This window comes from Ensifer sp. EB106-03-01-XG145 (assembly GCF_058792075.1).
This window is the reverse complement of the sequence record NZ_JBYTEC010000001.1, coordinates 35,511-51,669: the sequence shown is the minus strand read 5'-3', so window position 1 is coordinate 51,669 and position 16,159 is coordinate 35,511. Positions and strand designations below refer to the sequence as shown.

Here is a 16,159-nt window from a genome sequence, read left to right as displayed (position 1 = left end):
CGGTTTTCCGCCCGCATCCGCTCTCGCTTGAGAATCGATCGGCCGCCCGGATGAGGAGGATGTTGCATGACCGGTGAGAACAAGCTCGACCAATCGGAGATCGCCCGCTACGCCCGCCATATCGTGCTGCCGGAAATCGGCGGCGCGGGGCAGCAAAAACTCAAAGCGGCACGTGTGCTGGTGATCGGCGCCGGCGGGCTCGGCGCCCCGGTGCTCGTCTATCTCGCGGCCGCTGGCATCGGCCGGATCGGCGTCGTCGACGACGACATCGTTGCGCTCTCGAACCTCCAGCGGCAGATCATTCACCGCACCGAGGACATCGATCGCGCCAAGGTCGAAAGGGCAGCCGAAGCGATCGGTTCACTCAACCCGCATGTCAGCGTCGACGAACACAGGCTGCGGCTCAACCCCGACAATGCCGATGCGCTGTTCCGGCAATATCACCTGGTGATCGACGGCTCGGACAATTTCGACACACGCTATCTCGCAGCCGATACGGCAGCCGCGGTCGGCATACCGCTGGTGACCGGCGCCGTCGGCCGCTTCGACGGATCGCTGACGGTGCTGATGCCGTACAAGGCAGGCATGGATGGGCGGCCGAACCCCTCCTATCGCGATCTCTTCCCGGAACCGCCGCCGGCCGGCGTCGTGCCCTCCTGTGCCGAAGCGGGCATCGTCGGCGCCTTGACCGGCGTCATCGGCACGCTCCAGGCGATGGAGGCGATCAAGGTGATCGCCGGTTTCGGCGAACCGCTGGTCGGTCGGCTGTTGATGTATGACGCGCTGACGGCGCAGTTCAACACCATCCGTTACCGTCGCAGAGCGTAGGCCGATCATGGTGGAGATCTTTCGCATCAGTGAAAGTTTCGACCGGCACGAGGAGTTGCTGAAGCTGATCCTTGGCGCCTTCTCCTACATGGACGGACGGGTCGACCCGCCCTCCTCGGCGCACGTACTCACCGTCGAATCGCTCCGGCAGAAGAGTGCCGACGAGATCGCCTTCGGTGTCAGCGACGGCGAGCGGCTTGTCGGCTGCATCTTTTGCAAGCCTGAAGCCGATTGCCTCTACATCGGCAAGCTCGCGGTTGCCCCGCAGACACAGGGAAAGGGTATCGGCCGGTTGCTGCTCGCGGAAGCGGAGGCGACAGCGCGAGCGCTCGGCCTTTCGGCGTTGCGGCTACTCACCCGCATCGAACTCACCGAAAACCACCGGGCGTTCGCCGCCTGGGGCTTCGTCGAAACCGGTACGATGTGCCACCCCGGCTTTACCCGACCGACGGCGATCGAGATGCGCAAGACACTCTAGCTAGCTTCTAACTTTGAGCAGGCCGGACAGACAGCCGCACGGCAGGACCGTGCGGCGCTCCGCGATCAGTCGCGGCCCGGAAGCACGCGGTCCGGCGGGCGATGGCCATCGAAGAAGGTGCGGATGTTGATGACCACCTTGTCGCCCATGTCGATGCGGCCCTCGAGCGTCGCCGAACTCATATGTGGCAACAGCACGACCTTGCCTTCGCCGGCGAGCTTGATCAGCTTCGGATTGACCGCGGGCTCGTTCTCGAAGACGTCGAGGCCGGCACCGGCGATCTTACCCTCGCGCAGGGACTTGATCAGCGCCGTCTCGTCGATGATGCCGCCGCGGGCCGTGTTGACGATGTAGCTGTCGGGCCGCATCAGCGCCAGGCGGCGGGCCGAGAGCAGGTGATAGGTCGCCGGCGTCGACGGGCAGTTGACCGAAACAATATCGACGCGGGCCAGCATCTGGTCGAGGCTGTCCCAGTAGGTCGCCTCCAGCATCTCTTCGGTTTCCGCGTTCACCCGGTGACGGTTGTGATAGTGGATCGAAAGGCCGAAGGCCTTGGCGCGGCGTGCGACCGCGGTGCCGATCCGGCCCATGCCGACGATGCCGATGCGCTTTCCGGCAATGCGCCGGCCGAGCATCCAGGTCGGCGACCACCCGGCCCATTCGCCCTTGCGATCGGTCAGGATCTGCGCACCTTCGGCAAGCCGGCGCGGCACTGCGAGAATCAGCGCCATCGCCATGTCGGCGGTGTCCTCCGTCAACACGTTCGGCGTGTTGGTGACGGTGATGCCTTTGCGCGCTGCGGCGTCGACGTCGATATTGTCGACCCCATTCGAGAAGCTGGCGATCAGCTTCAGCTGTGGGCCGGCCTGCTCGATCAGCGCCGCATCGATGCGATCGGTCACTGTCGGCACCAGCACGTCGGCGCGCTTCACCGCCGCGACGAGCTCGGGCTGGCTGCGCGGCGTGTCGTCGATGTTCAACTCCGCATCGAAAAGTTCGCGCATGCGCGTCTCGACGATATCAGGCAGTTTACGGGTGATGTAGACCGTGGGCTTCTTCTTGCTTGTCATTGCTGCGACGGGCCTTGTTGACGGGTCCTTAACCAAGTTGGGCGATACTTTCTCCCTGTAGCCGCAATTTCTACCAGACCCCACCGGGAAGACAAACAAAACTCGCGCGTTCGTCCCCGCGATTTCAGCCCGTGTGTTGGGCCCCAGGTGAACTGCGCCCGCAAAAGCTAGTGCCACGGAAAATGAGCTTCGTCATGCGTCATGTCATTTCCAGATTCTCGTTCTCGTTGATCGCCGCCTGCCTTGGCGCCGGGATCATGGCGTCGGCGGCTTACGCTCAAGCTGCCAAGGGCGCCAGCGGACTGCCGCTGCCGCGCTTCGTGAGCCTCAAGTCGAAGAGCGTCAATCTCCGGATCGGCCCGAGCGTCGATTACGCGGTCGCCTTCCGCTACATGAAGCCCGGCGTTCCCGTGGAGATCATCCAGGAATACGATAACTGGCGCCGTATCCGCGACGCCGACGGCACCGAAGGCTGGGTCAACCAGGCGCTGCTTTCCGGCGACCGTACAGCCGTCGCAGCGCCCTGGATGCGCGGCAAGGGCGAAGGCGTCTTCGTCAACATGCGCCGCGATCCGCAGGGTACATCCCCGATCGTCGCCCGCATGGAGCCGGGGGTCATCGTGCATGTCGGCGAATGCAATGGCGACTGGTGCCATGCCGAGACGCAGGGCGTCGAAGGCTGGATCGCCCAGAGCGAGATCTGGGGCGCCTATCCCGGCGAGGCCTTCAAGTAAGGCCACGCCTGCTTTTCACAAAATTCAATCAGGACGAATCAGGCGAGACCCGCCTGCTTGGCGGCCGTTTCCAGCGAGACCATCGGCCGCGGGCCGATCTGACCGATGACAATGCCGGCGGCGAGATTGCCGAGCCTGCTGCAGTCTTCGAGCGAGCGTCCGGTCGTGTAGCCGTGCAGGAAGCCCGCGGCATAGAGGTCGCCGGCACCGGTCGTATCGACGACCTGGGCGATCGGCGTTGCGCGGACCCGAACCCGCTCCTCTCCACGCACGACCACCGAGCCTTCTTCGCTGAGCGTCACGGCAGCGAGCTTGCAATCCTTCGAGAGTTTTTCCAGCGCCAGATCGAAGTCTTCGGTCTCGTAGAGGGCCAACGCTTCCTGCCTGTTGGCGAAGACGATATCGACCGTGCCGGATCGCATGAGTTCGAGGAACTCCTCGCGATAGCGGTGAACGCAGAAGCTGTCGGACAGCGTGATCGCGGTTTCGCGGCCGTTTTCGTGGGCGATCCGCGCGGTCTCGCGGATGGCGTCCTTGGCCCGCGGCGGATCCCAGAGATAGCCTTCGAAATAGGTGACCTTGGCCTCAGCGACGACGTCGGCCTCCACGTCCTCGGGGCCAAGCTCGACGCAGGCGCCGAGATAGGTGTTCATCGAGCGCTCGCCATCCTCGGTGACGAAGATCATCGAGCGCGCGGTCGGCGGCACGTTTTCGAGCGGCTTCGTCTCGAAGTAAACGCCCTGGGCGCGGATGTCGTGCGCGAAGATTTCGCCGAGCTGGTCGCTCGCGGTCTTGCCAAAATAGGCAGCGCGACCGCCAAGGCTGGCGACACCGGCTGCCGTATTGCCGGCGCTGCCGCCGGACGCTTCGACGGCCGGGCCCATGCGCGAGTACAACAACTCGGCTCGTTCGGCATCGATGAGGTTCATGGCGCCCTTTATGATGCCGTTTTCATTGAGAAAAGCATCGTCGCAGCGCGCGATGATATCAACGATGGCATTGCCGATCGTCAGCACGTCGTATTTTGTCATGAACCTCGTCCGGTCTCCGTGATGGCCGGTGTTCGTTAATACCGGTTTTCCGGCCATTTGGAAGACAAAAGACGTGGGCCCATCGCATCAGCCCGTCGGAAGTGCGCTTTCCGCATAGGCGGCAGCAAATTCAGCGCTCGGCGGGATCGGCTTGATGACGTCGATCAGCACGCCGTTCGGATCGGCGGTGATGAAATGACGCTGACCGAAGACCTCGTCTCGCAACGTCTTCAGGATCGGCAGTCCGGCGGCAACCGCTTGCGCGTAAATGCGATCCGGATCCTCGACCTCGAAATTCAGCAGAAGACCGCGGGTGGGCGTACGTGCTTCCTCCGGGATCGTCTCGTGGCGGTAGTCGAGCACCGCCAGCGTCACATGCTCGTCCTCGACCGACTGGAGATGCACATACCAATCGCTGGTGAAGAGCGCCTGGAAGCGGAAGTGCTCGATGTAAAAGGCGGCGGTGGCGGCAACATCTGATGTCATGATGACAGGATAGTAGCTCGTCGATTTCATGGCTTTTCCTCGCTCCGGCAATATCATACAATCTGTATGTATCTTTCATTAACATACAGGCTGCATGTATGCAACAGGAAGTCTCCCGTCGCTCCAATCGCGAGCGATCCGACACGACGCGCACCGCGATCCTCGATGCCGCGCGTGGCCTTTTCGTCACCCGGGGTTATGCCGATACCTCCACGCCCGATATTGTTGCCGCCGCCGGATTGACCCGCGGCGCGCTCTATCACCACTTCGAAGACAAGAAGGCATTGTTCCGTGCCGTGGCGGAGCGGGAGGCGGGCGCAGTGGCGATATCGATCGAGCAGGCAACGGCCAACGACCTCACGCCCCGCGACGCACTGAAAGTCGGTGCCCGCGCCTATTTCGACGCGATGCGCGAGCCGGGCCGAATCCGTCTGCTGCTGCTCGACGGGCCGGCGGTGCTCGGCAAGCAGGAAATGGCCGCGATCGACGCGGCCAATGCCCAGAGAACCCTGGAGGAGGGCATTGCCGAGGCGATGGCGCCGGCAGTGCCGGGCCCGGAAAGGCTGTCGGCCATGGCCTCGCTGCTTTCGGCCGCCTTCGATCGCGCGGCGCTCGACATCGCCGATGGTGCTTCGGCCGAGCTTTACGCGGAGACGATCGGCACGCTGATCGACCGGCTGGTGTCGGCCTGACGCCGACCGTCAAGACAATACCAGGGTGCCTCAGCCTGCGGCGGAGATGGTCTGCGGCGGTAGTTCGACGAGCGGCGCCGGGATATCGCAGGTCTTTTCCGGCGACTTGCAGAGATCGGCGATGACGCAGCGCTCGCATTCGGGCTTGCGCGCCTTGCAACAGTAGCGCCCGTGCAGGATCAGCCAGTGATGCGCGTGGTAGAGGTATTCATCCGGGATGATCTTGATCAGCTTGTCTTCCACCTCGTCTGGGGTCTTGCCCGGTGCCAGACAGAGGCGGTTGGCGATGCGGAGGATGTGGGTGTCGACGGCGATCGTCGACTGGCCGAAGGCCATCGACAACACCACATTGGCGGTCTTGCGACCGACCCCCGGAAGGGTCACCAGTTCCTCCCGCGTGCGCGGCACTTCGCCACCGAAATCGCGGATCAGCTTTTCGCTGAGCGCGATGACGTTCTTCGCCTTGTTGCGGTAGAGACCGATGGTCTTGATGTAGTCCCGGACCTTCTCTTCCCCAAGCGCCAGCATCTTCTCCGGCGTATCGGCGATGGCGAAGAGCGCGCGCGTCGCCTTGTTGACGCCGGCATCGGTCGCTTGCGCCGAGAGCGCCACGGCAACGACGAGCGTGAACGGGTTGACATGCTCCAACTCGCCCTTCGGCTCGGGGCGCTGGATCGAGAAGCGGCGGAAAATCTCCTTGAGCTCGTCCTGGCTGTAGAGGCTCTTCACCCGCGGCGTTGCGCGGCGGCTCGTCTTGGGTTTTGCGGCGCTGACGGGGAATTTCGGCTTCACGTTTTTCATGATGCATCTATAGTCAAAGGTCATGATCAATGGCAACGTCACCACCCCGCCCGAGGATGCGCCGGTCTTCACCGCCGAGCTTACGCCCTATCGTTCGCTCGGGCGAAAAGGCTTCAGGATCGTCTTCCTGATCGCCGGACTGCTCAGCCTGGTGCACGCTTTTGTCTTCCTCGTCATCGGCGCCTGGCCGATCGTGTTCTTCTTCGGGCTCGACTACCTGCTGCTGTTCGGCGCCTTCTGGCTGAATTACCGCTCGGCGCTCAGCCGCGAAGAGGTCAGCGTTTCCAGAACCGATGTTTCCGTGCGCAAGTTCACGCCGTCGGGCCAGATCACCGAACACCGCTTCAATCCGTTCTGGGCCCGCTTCAATGTCGCCCGCCATCAGGAAATCGGCATCATCTCGATGACGATCAGCGGTGGTGGCCGCCGGACCGACATCGGTTCGTTTCTCAATCGCGACGATCGCGAGACCTTCGCGCTCGCCCTCTCGGGTGCGCTTGCGACCGTTCGCCGCCGCTGACGCTCGCCGAACGACCAATGGGACGCAAATCCGCGCATTCGTTCAAGTTTCGGGTGGTTTCCTGGACCAGCAAGGGATTACCTGTGACATGACAGGAGAAGAGCCATGAACATTGCGACATCCGTACCCACAGACATCACGCCGAAAGGCACCGATTACGATACGGTCAGCCGCGTGATCGAAATGCTCACCGAGGATTATCGCGACCAGCCGTCGCTCGAAACGGTGGCGCACCGCCTGAAGCAGTCGCCGACGCAACTCCAGAAGGTCTTCACCCGCTGGGCCGGGCTTTCGCCGAAGGCCTTCCTCCAGGCGGTGACGCTCGACCATGCCAAGCGCCTGTTGCGCCAGGAAGACATGCCGCTGCTCGAAACCAGCATCGAGGTCGGCCTGTCAGGGCCGAGCCGCCTGCACGACCTGTTCGTCACCCACGAGGCGATGTCGCCCGGCGAATGGAAGGCGCGCGGCACCGGCCTGACGATCCGCTACGGTTACCATCCCTCGCCCTTCGGCACGGCGCTGGTGATGATCACAGACCGCGGCCTGGCAGGCCTCGCCTTTAACGATGGCGGCGGCGAACAGGCGAGCTTCGAGGACATGGCGCAACGCTGGCCGAACGCCAGCTATATCGAAGACAGTGCGGCCACCGCCTACTATGCGGCACGCATTTTCGATCCCTCGCGCTGGCGCCAGGAAGAGCCGCTGCATATCTTCCTGATCGGCTCCGATTTTCAGATCCGGGTCTGGCAGGCATTGTTGAAGATCCCGCTCGGCTGCGCCACCACCTATTCGAACATCGCCGGGACGATCGGCCAGCCGACGGCCTCGCGCGCCGTCGGTGCCGCGGTCGGGCGTAATCCGATCTCCTTCGTGGTTCCCTGCCATCGCGCACTCGGCAAGAGCGGCGATCTCACCGGCTACCACTGGGGCCTGACGCGCAAGCGCGCGATCCTCGGCTGGGAAGCCGGCAAGGCGGCGGACGGCACGATCTGATGCTCTCAAGTCCCGCAGATCCGGACGGAAAGCCGCTTCGCACCTTTCCTGGAACTGCTTGGAAAAACAAAAAAGGGGCGCTCGGCGCCCCTTCTTCATTTCCATATTTGTCAGCGCTCAGTGGGCGCCGGACATGTCGCCCAGCACTTCCTTGGAAGCGACCGTCGAGTCGGCCTTGAGCTTGTAGACCATTGGCACGCCGGTCGCGAGGTTGAGCTTCAGGATCTCTTCCTTGGTCAAACGATCGAGCACCATGACCAGCGAGCGCAGCGAGTTGCCGTGGGCGGCGACCAGAACCTTCTGACCCGACAGCACGCGCGGCAGGATCTCGGTCAGGTAATAGGGCCAGACGCGGGCACCGGTGTCACGCAGGCTTTCGCCGCCCGGAGGCGGCACGTCGTAGGAGCGGCGCCAGATGTGCACCTGCTCTTCGCCCCACTTCTCGCGTGCGTCGTCCTTGTTAAGGCCGGAGAGGTCGCCGTAGTCGCGCTCGTTGAGCGCCTGGTCGCGGATCGTTTCGAGCGAGGACTGGCCGACGGCGTCGAGCACGAACTGGCAGGTGCGCTGGGCACGGACGAGGTCCGAGGTGAAGGCGATGTCGAACTTGATGCCATATTCGGCAAGCGCCTTGCCGCCGGCCCTGGCTTCCGCGACGCCGAGTTCCGTCAGGTCCGGATCACGCCAGCCGGTAAACAGGTTCTTCAGGTTCCAGTCGCTCTGGCCATGCCGGACGAGGACGAGAGTACCGCTCATGTCGAATTCCCCTTGAGACTTGAGAGTGGAAAGGTCAGTTGAGCCCGAGAACGTCGAGCATGGAATAGAAGCCGGGTTTCTGGCTGCGTGCCCAAAGCGCCGCCGTGACGGCGCCGCGCGCGAAGATCGAGCGATCCGTAGCACTGTGCGAGAGCGTCACCTGCTCGCCTTCGCCGGCGAGAATGACCGAGTGTTCGCCGACGACCGAGCCGCCGCGCAGCGTCGCAAAGCCGATCGTACCGGCCGGACGCGGGCCCGTATGACCGTCACGCACGCGCACCGAATTGTCGGCAAGGCTGATGCCGCGTCCCGTCGCCGCCGCTTCGCCGAGAAGCAATGCGGTGCCCGAGGGCGCATCGACCTTGTGCTTGTGGTGCATTTCGAGGATTTCGATATCCCAATTGGCGGGGCCGAGCGCACGCGCCGCCTTTTCCGTCAACACGCCGAGCAGGTTCACACCGAGGCTCATATTGCCCGACTTGACGATCCGGGCGTGACGCGCAGCAGCACGGATTTTCGCCTCGTCGTCGGCCGAGCAGCCGGTGGTCCCGATGACATGGACGATGCGGGCCTGGGCCGCAAGGCCGGCAAACTCGACGGTGCCCGCGGGTGCTGTGAAATCAAGCACGCCTTCCGCCTCGACGAACGCTTCGAGCGGCTGGTCGGTGACCGGCACGCCGATCGGCCCGAGACCGGCCACTTCGCCGGCGTCACGGCCGATGAAGGGAGAACCCGGGCGTTCGATGGCGGCATGCAGGCGCACGCCGTCCATCGCGTGGACCGTGCGTATCAGCGTCTGGCCCATACGGCCTGCAGCACCCACCACCACGAGCTTCATATCGGGTTCGCCCATCGGTGATTTCCTTCTCGTCCGCTGTTAGCGCGTTCCCAGTCAAAACGGCGTCGGGAAACGCTCTATCTCATTGTTCTTACGCATTTCCGGACGCAAAACCGCTACGCGCTTTTGCTGGAAATGTTCTAGATTTCGGCGCCGGCCGGCGCTTCGGGCGCCTTGGCCTCAGGCGACTGGCCCTGAAGATTGTGAAGCCGAGCGTAGAGACCGTCCGGTCGCCGTGCAAGCTCGGCATGCGTGCCCTCCTCGACGACGGAACCATCCTTCATGACGATGATCTTGTCGGCATTGACGACGGTCGAAAGGCGATGCGCGATGACGATCACCGTACGGCCGTTCATGGCGTAATCGAGCGCCTTCTGCACGGCGGCTTCCGATTCGGTATCGAGCGCCGAGGTGGCCTCGTCGAGCAGCAGGATCGGCGCATTGCGCACGAGTGCACGGGCGATGGACAGCCGCTGGCGCTGGCCGCCGGAAAGCGTCATGCCGTTTTCGCCGACCGGGGTATCGTATCCCTGCGGCTGCGCCAGAATGAAATCATGCGCATAGGCAAGCCGCGCGGCTTCCTCGATCTCCGTGTCGGTCGCATCGATGCGCCCGTAGCGGATGTTGTCGCGGATCGATCCTTCGAAGAGGTAGGGTTGCTGCGACACATAGGCGATGCTCTTGCGCAGCGACTGCTTGGTGACGTCGGCAATATCCTGCCCATCGATCAGGATCTGGCCGGAAGCCGGATCGTAGAACCGCGGGATGAGGCTGATGACCGTCGACTTGCCGGCACCGGAGGGGCCGACGAGCGCCGTCGTCTTGCCGCCTTCTGCAACGAAGCTGACGCCTTTCAGAACCTCGTCGCCGTTAGCGTACTGGAAGCGGACGTCGCGCAGCTCGACTGCGGCGTTCGTGAAGGCCAGTTCCTTGGCGTCCGCCTTGTCGCGCTGATGCGGCACGGTGTCGAGGATTTCGTAGACCATGCGGGCATTGACGGCAGCACGCTCCATCGAGACTTGCAGCCGCGCCAGTCGGCGGGCGGGATCGTAAGCCATCAGGAGAGCCACCACGAAGGCGAAGAAGGCGCCGGGCGGCACGTCCGCATAGATCGCGCGGAAGGCGGAATAGGCAAGCACAGCAGAAATCGCGAGGCCGGCGAAGGTTTCGGTCATCGGTGCCGTGCGCTCGCTCAACCGCGCAATGCGGTTCGCCCGGTTCTCGGCCCGATCGATGATCGCATCGACCTTGCCGCGCAGTTCGCCTTCCATGGTGAAGGCCTTGACGATGGTGATGCCCTGGATCGTTTCCTGCATCGCGCCGAGAACGCGGCTATTGACCTCGATCGATTCGCGCGTCGCCGAACGCAGGCGCCTGGAAACGTAGCGCAGGCCGAGCAGCAACGGCGGCGCCGCGACGAAGACGATGATCGACAGCAACCAGTCCTTGGCGAACATGACGCCGACCAGACCAATCAGGGTCAGGAGATCGCGGGCGATCGACGTGACCGTCAGGTTGAGCACGTCGCGGATGCCGCTGACATTCTGGCTGATCTGGGCTGCAAGCTGTGCCGATCGCGTCTCGTTGAAATAGCCGACGCTCAGCGCCATCAGATGGGCGTAGAGCCGGCGCTGGTAACGCGCGACGATGTTGTTGCCGATCTTCGACAGGGCAACGGCCTGGCCGTAGGTGGCGAAGCCACGCAGAATGAAGGCTGCGAGGATCGCGCCGCAGACGAGCAGGACGATATCTGCCCGCTTGTTGGCGAAAGCCTCGTTGATCACGGTCTCCATGATCGAGGCCGTGAAACCGGTTGTGGCAGCGACGACGGCCAGACAGGCAATGGCAAAAGCATAGCCGCGAATGTGGTCGCGACCGTTTTCCGCAATGACCCGTTTCAGAATTCCGCTGATCGTATCGGAATCGACCGCGTGCTGTTTTCTATTGCTGGCGCTCAAAAAGCCCGTCTTCCCTGGACCCAATGTGGCGAGCCGGTTTCCGGCCCGACCTTTCCCGGGGCTCTATAGTAGTTTGGTATCGCTTTGGCGAGTCTTTGCGCGCGCCGACTGCTCAGCTTCTCCAGCGGCGTCCCTCCGTTGCAACACCGAAATCCCTCGGCGTGCGGGCAAAAGCGGCCAAGCCGGAGAGCGCCGCCATTGGATGAATGACGGCAAAGGTCGGGATCGTCTTCATCAGCGCCGAGTGCGGCGCCTTGTCTTCGAAGGCGGCACGGAACGGCGATTTCATGAGCGCCGGCAGGATCTTCTGCGAGATGCCACCCGCCAGAAACACGCCGCCGCGGGCCATGAAGATTAGCGCCATGTCGCCGGCAACGCGGCCGAGATAGGTGCAGAACAGCGAGATCGTCTCGATCGCCGCCCTGTCGCTCTCGGCCAGCGCGTGCGTCGTCACTTCCGCCGGATCGATGAGCACCGGGTCCACGCCATCGGCGGCACAGACGGCGCGATAGAGATTCATGATGCCCCGCCCGCAGAGGATCTGCTCGCCCGCCATGCGCCCCTCGATCGGCTCGAGGAAGGGCCAGATCTGAAAGTCGCGTTCGCTGCGCGGGCCGATGTCGACATGGCCGCCCTCGCCCGGTACCGGGATCCAGGTGTGCTGGGCAAAGACCAGTCCGCCGACGCCGAGACCCGTGCCCGGGCCAAGCACGACACGCGACGTCAGGGGACGAACGCTGCCGCCGCCGATCTGCACGAGATCCTCATCCGCCGGCGCGGCCACGGCGAGCGCCTGTGCCTCGAAATCGTTGATGATCAGCACGTCCTCGAGGCCAAGGCTCGAGAGCATGTCCTTCGGCCTGATCACCCAGCCGGCATTGGTGAGCGGAATTTCATCGCCCCGGATCGGACCGGCCACCGCCAGGATCGCCGAACGCGGCTGCACCGAGGTCTTGTCGAGGATGCTCTTTTGCATCGCTTCCTCGATCGTTTCGAAATCGCCGGTCTTGATCGGCGGCAGCTGCTTCGGCTCGGCAAAAGCATCGAGGAGCAGGGCAAAGCGGGCATTGGTGCCGCCGATATCGCCGATCAGGATCGGAAAGGGGAAGGCGTTTTCACTGGTGCCGGGCATCGCAAGATCCATCCTGATCGTCGTGGCAGGTAAATCGCTGTCTATCAGCTAGAACGGGATAAGGGAAAGTGTGTCCGGTTTTTCGCCCGCATCCGCCTAACTCATGAGAAGCGATCATGATTATGATTTTGGGTTGAAATCGATCAACTGTTCGGCCGTCGCCTGGTTGAGCGCCATCGGAATGTCGTAGACGATCGCAAGACGCATCAGCGCCTTGACGTCCACGTCATGCGGCATTGCCGTCAGGGGATCGACGAAGAAGATCAGCAGCTGCACCTCGCCGGTGGCGATCATCGCGCCGATCTGCTGGTCGCCGCCGAGCGGACCGCTTTTCAGGCGCGTGATGTCGAGCCCGGGACAGACATCGAGGACACGGCCGCCTGTCGTGCCTGTCGCAACGATGCGCCATTGGGACAAAACCGCTTCATGCGCCTTGGCGAAAGCCGCAAGATCGTCCTTCTTCTGATCGTGAGCGATCAGGGCAATGCATTTCCGATCCGCCATGTCGGGCCTCGCATCAATCTTTAAATCGATTTGATCGCCCTATACATGAACGCCGCGGCGATGGGAAGATTGAAGCCCGCCCACCCCGCTCACGCGTTCATGATCATCGCAAGGTCGGACGGGCCAGCGGCACCGGAATATCGGCCGGCGGAACGTCTCCGACGGCAGCGCCGATCACCTGCTCGATACCCTGTATCGCAGGGGCAGGTGCCGCCGCCCGATAGGCCGTGCCAAACGTGGCGGCCTCTTCCGAGGCAGGCGCCGGACCGTTCAACACGAGTGCGCAGGCTTTCGGCAGGTCGGCCATGGTCGTGAGCCTTGGCTTCACCGGCTTTTCGCCCGGCTTTTTCTTCGGCTTTGCCCAGGGCTCGTCGGTAAACCACCAGGCCAGCGACTTGTCGCAGCCATCGCCGGCCGGCACCGCCGCTTGGTCCTTGCAGCTCGCTGCGCCCGCGGGGCATTTGATGCGGATGTGGAAGTGATAGTCATGGCCGTAGATCGGCCGGACCTTGCCAAGCGCCGATCGGTCCCCGGTCCAGGTGTCGCAGAGCTTCTTCTTGATCGCCGGATTGACAAAGACGCGCTCCACCTGCGGGTAGCTGGCAGCCAGCATGATGAGCTGCGCGTGTTTTGGCGTCCAAATGGAACGATCAACCGTCAGGAACTTGTTCTTCTGCAGCATCGAGGTCGCCGAAATATCCTCGCGCTCGCGATAGGTGAGCGTGCGCTGCGGCATCGGCGTCAGCCAGATATCGGCGTCAAGACCGATCTGGTGGGACGCGTGCCCGGAAAGCATCGGACCGCCGCGCGGCTGCGAGATGTCACCAAGCAACAGGCCGGGCCAGCCGACCTTTTCGGCGGCATCGTGCGAAAACTGCTCGATCAGCGCGATCATCTGCGGGTGACCCCAGCGGCGGTTGCGCGACAGCCGCATCGCCTGCCAGGTGGGCCCGTCGGTCGGGATGGCGACACCGCCGGCAAGGCAGCCCTTCGCGTAGAAACCATAGGGGTTCGCGGCCATTTCGGCTGGCAGGGCCTTGGCACCGAAGAGCGCCTTTGCCGGCACATCCTCGGCCGCCGCGTTGTCGGCAATCAGAAGGCTTGTTCCCAGCAGCAACGCAAGAAACGCCGAGCCGCAACGTCGAAGTGGAGCAATCATTGAATTTCGTCCCATTTGTCTCGCGGACAGCAGCGCCAACTCGCGGCATTCCCTGTCCGACGAACCCCGATCCTAAGGCCCCGTCTTTGCCTCAGCCTTACGCGTCACGCGCTTGTGAATCACCGGGATGTGACTCAAAAATTTTGCCTGATTTGCGGCAGTGCCTGTCAATTGCCCCGATTTCGCCTATGCTCTCGCAAAAGAAGATTGAAATATAAGGGGTACCGGCTGGATGCCAAACTTCTGCAGGACCGTGAAACCTGGAATCGCAGCGTCGCTACTGGCAGCGACACTTCTCCTCCTTCCTCCTGCAGCACGCGCCGACCATGCCGACTGGCATCACGGCCTCTCCCTCATCGGCGAACTGAAGTACAAGCCCGATTTTGCCCATTACGACTATGTCAATCCGGATGCGCCCAAGGGCGGCGACGTCAAACTGTCGAGCACCGGAACATTTGATACCTTCAACCCGGTCCTCGACAAGGGACAACCCGCAGTCGGGCTGACGCTCGTCTTCGACACGCTGCTGAAATCCGCCGATGACGAGATCTCGACCGCTTACGGTCTGCTCGCCCAAGGCGTTTCGTTCCCAGAAGACATTTCATCCGCAACCTTCCGGCTGCGGCAGGAAGCCAAATGGGCGGATGGAAAGCCTGTGACGCCGGAAGACGTCATCTTCAGCTTCGACAAGAGCAAAGAGCTCGATCCGCTCTACGCCAACTACTACAAGCATGTGACCTCGGCGGAAAAGACCGGCGAACGCGACGTCACCTTCCATTTCGATGAGAAGAACAACCGCGAGCTGCCCCACATCCTCGGCCAGCTGCAGATCCTGCCGAAGCACTGGTGGGAGGGCCAAGGAACGGACGGCAAGCCGCGCGACATCAACAAGACGACGCTTGAGCCGGTGATGGGATCCGGCCCCTACAAGATCGCCGCATTTTCGGCCGGCTCGTCCATTCGCTACGAGCTCAGGGACGACTACTGGGGCAAGTCGCTGAACGTCAATGTCGGGCAGAACAATTTCGGCTCGATCAGCTATACCTTCTTCGGTGACCGGGATGTCGAGTTCGAGGCGTTTCGTTCGGGAAACAGTGATTACTGGCTTGAAAACATCGCGGCGCGCTGGGCAACCGCTTATGATTTTCCGGCAGTGAAGGACGGTCGCGTCAAGCGCGAGAGCCTACCCAATCCGCTGAGGGCCACCGGCATCATGCAGGCTCTGGTCCCGAACATGCGCCGGCCGCCCTTCAATGACGAAAAGGTGCGCGAGGCGCTGAACTATGCCCTCGACTTCGAGGAAATGAACCGCACGGTGTTCTACAACCAGTACACGCGGATCGACAGTTACTTCTGGAATACGGATCTCGCCTCGTCGGCCCTGCCGCAGGGCGCTGAATTGGCGATCCTTGACGAAGTGAAGGACAAGGTGCCGTCGGAAGTCTTCACGACACCCTACAAGAACCCGGTGGGCGGCACGCCACAGGCGGGACGCGACAACCTTCGCCAGGCGATCGCTCTGCTAAAGGAGGCCGGCTTCGAGCTCAAGGGCAATCGGATGGTCGAGGCGAAGACGGGCAAGCCCTTCTCATTCGAGATCCTGCTCAGCAGCGCCACGCTCGAGCGCGTCGCGCTTCCCTATGCCCAGAACCTGAAGAAGATCGGTATCGACGCGCGTGTGCGCACCGTCGACGCTTCGCAGTACACCAATCGCACGCGCGCTTTCGACTACGACATGACCTGGATCGTCTGGGCACAGACGCTGAGTCCCGGCAACGAACAGCTCGACTATTGGGGTTCGCGCTCCGCCGGGGAACAGGGCTCGCGAAACTACGCCGGCATTGCCGACCCGGGTGTCGATGCACTGATCAACAAGGTCATTTTCGCCAAGGATCGCGAGACGCTGGTGGCGGCGACGAAAGCGCTCGACCGCGTGCTCCTTGCCCACAATTTCGTCGTGCCGCTTTACTACAAGCGCGACATGAACATCGCCTATTGGGACAAATTTGCTCGCCCCGCCGAACTCCCGACCTATGCGATCGGCTTCCCGTCGATCTGGTGGTCGAAAAACGCTACCCCCAAATGAAGTCCTTGCACTCGGATGGCGTCTCGATTCCAAATGCAAGAAAACGAATCACTGAAACAAGCCCCGATCCGGGCCTGACAGCCGCAAGGAGACACA

At 62.8% G+C, this 16,159-nt stretch carries 17 protein-coding genes; 7 read left to right on the top strand and 10 right to left on the bottom strand.

The window, feature by feature from the left end:
* The first annotated feature begins 66 nt into the window (after positions 1-66).
* Both AC3WWH_RS00260 and AC3WWH_RS00255 read left to right on the top strand, forming a co-directional pair.
* Positions 67-828 carry a molybdopterin-synthase adenylyltransferase MoeB gene (locus tag AC3WWH_RS00260; protein WP_058324475.1) on the top strand — a complete coding sequence of 254 codons (762 nt, stop codon included), beginning with the start codon at positions 67-69 and terminating at the stop codon, positions 826-828.
* A 10-nt stretch (positions 829-838) separates the two neighbouring features.
* Positions 839-1,306, top strand: a complete 468-nt coding sequence (locus tag AC3WWH_RS00255) for a GNAT family N-acetyltransferase (protein WP_058324622.1) — start codon at positions 839-841, stop codon at positions 1,304-1,306.
* Positions 1,307-1,371: 65 nt separating this feature from the next.
* On the opposite strand, the gene AC3WWH_RS00250 is transcribed toward AC3WWH_RS00255, so the two are convergent.
* Positions 1,372-2,376 carry a 2-hydroxyacid dehydrogenase gene (locus tag AC3WWH_RS00250; protein ID WP_057247751.1) on the bottom strand — a complete coding sequence of 335 codons (1,005 nt, stop codon included), beginning with the start codon at positions 2,374-2,376 and terminating at the stop codon, positions 1,372-1,374.
* A 182-nt stretch (positions 2,377-2,558) separates the two neighbouring features.
* Between AC3WWH_RS00250 and AC3WWH_RS00245 the strand changes: the two genes are divergently transcribed.
* Positions 2,559-3,110: an SH3 domain-containing protein gene (locus AC3WWH_RS00245; RefSeq protein ID WP_057247750.1), complete on the top strand. Its 552-nt coding sequence runs from the start codon at positions 2,559-2,561 to the stop codon at positions 3,108-3,110.
* 38 nt (positions 3,111-3,148) lie between these two features.
* Here the strand turns inward: AC3WWH_RS00245 and AC3WWH_RS00240 are convergent, their stop codons facing one another.
* Together AC3WWH_RS00240 and AC3WWH_RS00235 are read right to left on the bottom strand one after the other, a co-directional pair.
* On the bottom strand, positions 3,149-4,141 hold the full coding sequence (locus AC3WWH_RS00240) for an adenosine kinase (protein WP_058324474.1): 993 nt from the start codon (positions 4,139-4,141) through the stop codon (positions 3,149-3,151).
* Positions 4,142-4,228: 87 nt separating this feature from the next.
* Positions 4,229-4,657: a VOC family protein gene (locus tag AC3WWH_RS00235; protein ID WP_058324473.1), complete on the bottom strand. Its 429-nt coding sequence runs from the start codon at positions 4,655-4,657 to the stop codon at positions 4,229-4,231.
* A 68-nt stretch (positions 4,658-4,725) separates the two neighbouring features.
* Between AC3WWH_RS00235 and AC3WWH_RS00230 the strand changes: the two genes are divergently transcribed.
* Positions 4,726-5,319: a TetR/AcrR family transcriptional regulator gene (locus tag AC3WWH_RS00230; RefSeq protein ID WP_057247747.1), complete on the top strand. Its 594-nt coding sequence runs from the start codon at positions 4,726-4,728 to the stop codon at positions 5,317-5,319.
* Positions 5,320-5,349: 30 nt separating this feature from the next.
* Here AC3WWH_RS00230 and nth read toward each other — a convergent pair whose 3' ends face one another.
* Entirely contained in the window at positions 5,350-6,120 is a 771-nt protein-coding gene (nth, locus tag AC3WWH_RS00225) for an endonuclease III (RefSeq protein WP_058324621.1), read from the bottom strand.
* A gap of 22 nt (positions 6,121-6,142) precedes the next feature.
* Between nth and AC3WWH_RS00220 the strand changes: the two genes are divergently transcribed.
* Positions 6,143-6,640, top strand: a complete 498-nt coding sequence (locus AC3WWH_RS00220; protein ID WP_057247746.1) for a DUF2244 domain-containing protein — start codon at positions 6,143-6,145, stop codon at positions 6,638-6,640.
* 105 nt (positions 6,641-6,745) lie between these two features.
* Positions 6,746-7,633, top strand: coding sequence for a methylated-DNA--[protein]-cysteine S-methyltransferase (locus tag AC3WWH_RS00215; protein WP_058324472.1), 888 nt, complete (start codon positions 6,746-6,748; stop codon positions 7,631-7,633).
* Between the two features lie 117 nt (positions 7,634-7,750).
* Here AC3WWH_RS00215 and AC3WWH_RS00210 read toward each other — a convergent pair whose 3' ends face one another.
* From AC3WWH_RS00210 to mepA, 6 genes are all read right to left on the bottom strand, one after another.
* Positions 7,751-8,386: a 2,3-bisphosphoglycerate-dependent phosphoglycerate mutase gene (locus tag AC3WWH_RS00210; RefSeq protein ID WP_057247744.1), complete on the bottom strand. Its 636-nt coding sequence runs from the start codon at positions 8,384-8,386 to the stop codon at positions 7,751-7,753.
* A gap of 34 nt (positions 8,387-8,420) precedes the next feature.
* Positions 8,421-9,239, bottom strand: coding sequence for a 4-hydroxy-tetrahydrodipicolinate reductase (dapB, locus tag AC3WWH_RS00205; protein ID WP_057247743.1), 819 nt, complete (start codon positions 9,237-9,239; stop codon positions 8,421-8,423).
* A gap of 125 nt (positions 9,240-9,364) precedes the next feature.
* A complete protein-coding gene (locus tag AC3WWH_RS00200) occupies positions 9,365-11,182 on the bottom strand; it encodes an ABC transporter ATP-binding protein (RefSeq protein WP_058324471.1) in 1,818 nt (605 codons plus the stop codon).
* Between the two features lie 112 nt (positions 11,183-11,294).
* On the bottom strand, positions 11,295-12,314 hold the full coding sequence (locus tag AC3WWH_RS00195) for a glucokinase (protein ID WP_058324620.1): 1,020 nt from the start codon (positions 12,312-12,314) through the stop codon (positions 11,295-11,297).
* 120 nt (positions 12,315-12,434) lie between these two features.
* Complete coding sequence (locus tag AC3WWH_RS00190) at positions 12,435-12,818, bottom strand: methylglyoxal synthase (RefSeq protein WP_058324470.1); 384 nt, start codon at positions 12,816-12,818, stop codon at positions 12,435-12,437.
* 103 nt (positions 12,819-12,921) lie between these two features.
* Positions 12,922-13,977, bottom strand: coding sequence for a penicillin-insensitive murein endopeptidase (gene mepA, locus AC3WWH_RS00185; RefSeq protein ID WP_492376863.1), 1,056 nt, complete (start codon positions 13,975-13,977; stop codon positions 12,922-12,924).
* A gap of 253 nt (positions 13,978-14,230) precedes the next feature.
* Between mepA and AC3WWH_RS00180 the strand changes: the two genes are divergently transcribed.
* The gene (locus AC3WWH_RS00180; protein ID WP_244495496.1) at positions 14,231-16,063 is read left to right on the top strand and encodes an extracellular solute-binding protein; all 1,833 of its coding nucleotides are present in this window, start codon (positions 14,231-14,233) and stop codon (positions 16,061-16,063) included.
* The last annotated feature ends 96 nt before the right edge of the window (positions 16,064-16,159 follow it).

What these genes read in the sequence shown, in the direction of transcription:
- AC3WWH_RS00210 (WP_057247744.1), bottom strand. Translation starts at nt 8,386, where the DNA reads ATGAGCGGTACTCTCGTCCTCGTCCGGCATGGCCAGAGCGACTGGAAC.
- AC3WWH_RS00190 (WP_058324470.1), bottom strand. Translation starts at nt 12,818, where the DNA reads ATGGCGGATCGGAAATGCATTGCCCTGATCGCTCACGATCAGAAGAAG.
- mepA (WP_492376863.1), bottom strand. Translation starts at nt 13,977, where the DNA reads ATGATTGCTCCACTTCGACGTTGCGGCTCGGCGTTTCTTGCGTTGCTG.
- AC3WWH_RS00220 (WP_057247746.1), top strand. Translation starts at nt 6,143, where the DNA reads ATGATCAATGGCAACGTCACCACCCCGCCCGAGGATGCGCCGGTCTTC.
- AC3WWH_RS00235 (WP_058324473.1), bottom strand. Translation starts at nt 4,657, where the DNA reads ATGAAATCGACGAGCTACTATCCTGTCATCATGACATCAGATGTTGCC.
- AC3WWH_RS00230 (WP_057247747.1), top strand. Translation starts at nt 4,726, where the DNA reads ATGCAACAGGAAGTCTCCCGTCGCTCCAATCGCGAGCGATCCGACACG.
- dapB (WP_057247743.1), bottom strand. Translation starts at nt 9,239, where the DNA reads ATGGGCGAACCCGATATGAAGCTCGTGGTGGTGGGTGCTGCAGGCCGT.
- nth (WP_058324621.1), bottom strand. Translation starts at nt 6,120, where the DNA reads ATGAAAAACGTGAAGCCGAAATTCCCCGTCAGCGCCGCAAAACCCAAG.
- AC3WWH_RS00215 (WP_058324472.1), top strand. Translation starts at nt 6,746, where the DNA reads ATGAACATTGCGACATCCGTACCCACAGACATCACGCCGAAAGGCACC.
- AC3WWH_RS00250 (WP_057247751.1), bottom strand. Translation starts at nt 2,376, where the DNA reads ATGACAAGCAAGAAGAAGCCCACGGTCTACATCACCCGTAAACTGCCT.
- AC3WWH_RS00195 (WP_058324620.1), bottom strand. Translation starts at nt 12,314, where the DNA reads ATGCCCGGCACCAGTGAAAACGCCTTCCCCTTTCCGATCCTGATCGGC.
- AC3WWH_RS00240 (WP_058324474.1), bottom strand. Translation starts at nt 4,141, where the DNA reads ATGACAAAATACGACGTGCTGACGATCGGCAATGCCATCGTTGATATC.
- AC3WWH_RS00245 (WP_057247750.1), top strand. Translation starts at nt 2,559, where the DNA reads ATGAGCTTCGTCATGCGTCATGTCATTTCCAGATTCTCGTTCTCGTTG.
- AC3WWH_RS00260 (WP_058324475.1), top strand. Translation starts at nt 67, where the DNA reads ATGACCGGTGAGAACAAGCTCGACCAATCGGAGATCGCCCGCTACGCC.